This window comes from Idiomarina sp. Sol25 (genome assembly GCF_033052775.1).
GTDB lineage: Bacteria > Pseudomonadota > Gammaproteobacteria > Enterobacterales > Alteromonadaceae > Idiomarina.
On the sequence record NZ_JAUPEW010000019.1, the window covers coordinates 1 to 2,837 of the forward strand.

2 protein-coding genes and 4 tRNA genes are annotated in these 2,837 nt (G+C 47.7%); 4 read left to right on the forward strand and 2 right to left on the reverse strand.

All coding sequences use genetic code 11. The features are described 5' to 3' along the window. Positions 1-2 precede the first annotated feature (2 nt). Positions 3-75 (reverse strand) — tRNA-Val (locus Q5L94_RS13220). 32 nt (positions 76-107) lie between these two features. Further along, positions 108-183, reverse strand: a tRNA-Val gene (locus Q5L94_RS13225). A gap of 192 nt (positions 184-375) precedes the next feature. Here Q5L94_RS13225 and gltX point away from each other — a divergent pair. From gltX to Q5L94_RS13245, 4 genes are all read left to right on the forward strand, one after another. Beyond that, positions 376-1,782 carry a glutamate--tRNA ligase gene (gene gltX / locus Q5L94_RS13230; RefSeq protein WP_317498840.1) on the forward strand — a complete coding sequence of 469 codons (1,407 nt, stop codon included), beginning with the start codon at positions 376-378 and terminating at the stop codon, positions 1,780-1,782. 66 nt (positions 1,783-1,848) lie between these two features. Next, positions 1,849-2,499 carry a carbonate dehydratase gene (gene can / locus Q5L94_RS13235; RefSeq protein WP_317498841.1) on the forward strand — a complete coding sequence of 217 codons (651 nt, stop codon included), beginning with the start codon at positions 1,849-1,851 and terminating at the stop codon, positions 2,497-2,499. A 141-nt stretch (positions 2,500-2,640) separates the two neighbouring features. Beyond that, a tRNA-Ala gene (locus tag Q5L94_RS13240) sits at positions 2,641-2,716 on the forward strand. Positions 2,717-2,763: 47 nt separating this feature from the next. Further along, positions 2,764-2,836: transfer RNA gene (locus Q5L94_RS13245), tRNA-Glu, on the forward strand. Position 2,837 lies beyond the last annotated feature (1 nt).

The window sequence follows — 2,837 nt, forward strand, 5'->3', positions numbered from 1 at the left end:
GGTGGTTGCTACTGGGCTTGAACCAGTGACCCTCGCCTTGTAAGGGCGATGCTCTCCCAACTGAGCTAAGCAACCATCCTGAAGATTTGCAATTGACGGAAAAGAAGTGGTGGTTGCTACTGGGCTTGAACCAGTGACCCTCGCCTTGTAAGGGCGATGCTCTCCCAACTGAGCTAAGCAACCATTTTCACTGTGACACTTCTGCGTCGTTGCGAGGAGGCATTATAGGGCGCAGATCTGAACTGTCAAATAAAAATTATCAACTTGTGTTTGTTTGCTGACATTTTAATCATTTTGAATAGCAGATGCGTCAGGCGCTCAGTCTTGATAAACTTGCGCCCATAAAATTGACTGGCTTTAACGAAAGGAACAAACATGAGTGTGGTAACGCGTTTTGCCCCCAGCCCGACTGGGTATTTGCATGTTGGTGGTGCCCGTACGGCATTGTATTCATGGTTAGTTGCAAAAGCGCAGGGCGGCGAGTTCGTACTGCGCATAGAAGACACCGACCGTGAACGTACAACTCAGCCTGCTATTGATGCCATTTTAGAGGGCATGGAATGGTTAGGTTTAAGCTGGGATCGCGGGCCTTATTATCAGACTCAGCGTTTTGAGCGCTATAAAGAGTTAATCGATAAATTACTGGAAGAAGACAAAGCTTACAAATGCTATTGCTCAACTGAGCGCTTAGAAAAAATGCGGGAAGAGCAAATGGCTGCCGGTGAAAAGCCTCGCTATGATGGCCATTGTCGTGACAACCCGGATGTTGGCGGAGATAAGTACGTCATTCGTTTTCGTAATCCGCAAGAAGGCAGTGTTGCGTTCGATGACCATATTCGTGGGCATATTCAATTCGCTAATACCGAACTGGATGATTTAATCATTGCCCGTACCGACGGTACACCGACTTATAATTTTTGTGTGGTAGTTGATGACTGGGACATGGATATCACCCACGTGGTGCGTGGCGAAGACCATATTAATAACACCCCGCGTCAGATTAATATTTTAAAAGCTTTAGGCGCACCGGTACCTCAGTACGCACATGTGTCGATGATTTTAGGCGACGATGGTAAAAAACTATCTAAGCGTCATGGTGCCGTCAGCGTTATGCAATACCGCGACGACGGCTACGTACCGGAAGCGGTTGTAAATTACTTAGCGCGTTTAGGCTGGTCTCATGGTGATCAGGAAATATTCAGTCGTGAAGAGCTGGTGGAATACTTCAAGCTGGACGACGTGAATAAAGCTGCCTCTGCGTTTAATACCGAAAAGCTTAACTGGCTAAATCAGCACTACATGAAAACCCTGCCTGTGGAGCAAGTTGCACCTCAATTGCAGTGGCAGTTTGAGCAAATTGGCGTGGATACAAGCAATGGCCCTGCGCTTGATAAAGTTGTGTCGTTGCAGGCTGACCGGGTAAAAACCTTGAAAGAAATGGCTGCAATTAGCCGTTACTTCTTTGAGTCGGTTGATGAGTTTGATGAAAAAGCAGCAAAAAAACATTTACGCCCGGTAGCTAAAGAGCCTCTTGTAAAAGCCAAAGAACTGCTCGGAGCTGTTGCTGAGTGGAGTGCGGCGAACATTCAGGCGGCAATTAATCAGACAGCTACTGATTTGGATGTTGGTATGGGGAAAGTGGGCATGCCACTACGTGTTGCCGCGACTGGCGGCGGTAACTCTCCGTCACTAGATGTGACTCTGGAATTAATTCCTCAGCAGACCGTTCTGGCACGCATAGACCTGGCGTTAGAATTTATTGCAAATCGCGAAAACGCGTAATTTGATGCTTATATGAAATTGCGCTTGGCCTGATAACGCCAGGCGACCGCCACGATGGGATGAATAATGGCAGATATAAAACATTTGATTGCAAACAACAAAGAGTGGGCGGAGCAACAGGTAAAGAACGATCCTGATTTTTTCAAACGCTTGGTCGGGCAGCAATCCCCGCAATATCTCTGGATAGGGTGTTCGGATAGTCGGGTCCCGGCGAACGAGATTGTGGGGATGGCTCCGGGTGAATTGTTTGTACACAGAAATGTCGCCAATCAAGTCATTCAGACTGATTTTAACTGCCTGTCGGTTATTCAGTTTGCTATTGAAGCGCTGAAAGTACGCCATATTCTTGTGGTGGGTCATTACGGCTGTGGTGGTGTAAAAGCGGCACTTGAGAGTAAACCCCATGGGCTGGTTGACCATTGGTTGTATCCAATTCGAGATGTGTACCGTGAGCATGCGGAAGAGTTGGAACAACTGGGAGAGGCCGAGCAGATTGATCGTTTGTGTGAACTGAACGTGATTGAACAGGTTAAAAACCTGGCCAAAACCAATATGGTGCAGGAAGCCTGGGACAACGGTGAGTCGCTGACAATACATGGTTGGGTCTATCGTTTAGATAATGGTTTGGTTAATGACATGAATGTGTCGGTTTCCAGTCGGGAAGGCATGGAGCAGGTGTATCACGTTTACCACCAAAAGCTGCCGAAAGGCAGTTAAAGCTAAGATTTGATTAATTACTGAGCAAAGTGCCACAAAAACGTTCAAACAGAAGTATTTTTAGAAAAAATAGTTGACACATTAGCTCAGGTCGCAATAGAATGCGCCCCGCTGTCAAGGCAGTCTGCGACTGTCAGGTGCGGGGCTATAGCTCAGCTGGGAGAGCGCTTGCATGGCATGCAAGAGGTCAGCGGTTCGATCCCGCTTAGCTCCACCAAGTTGTTTTGGTAAAGCACTATTTGGCAGTAAGTATTTGGTTGTTGCGTCCCCTTCGTCTAGTGGTCCAGGACACCGCCCTTTCACGGCGGTAACAGGGGTTCAAATCCCCTAGGGGACGC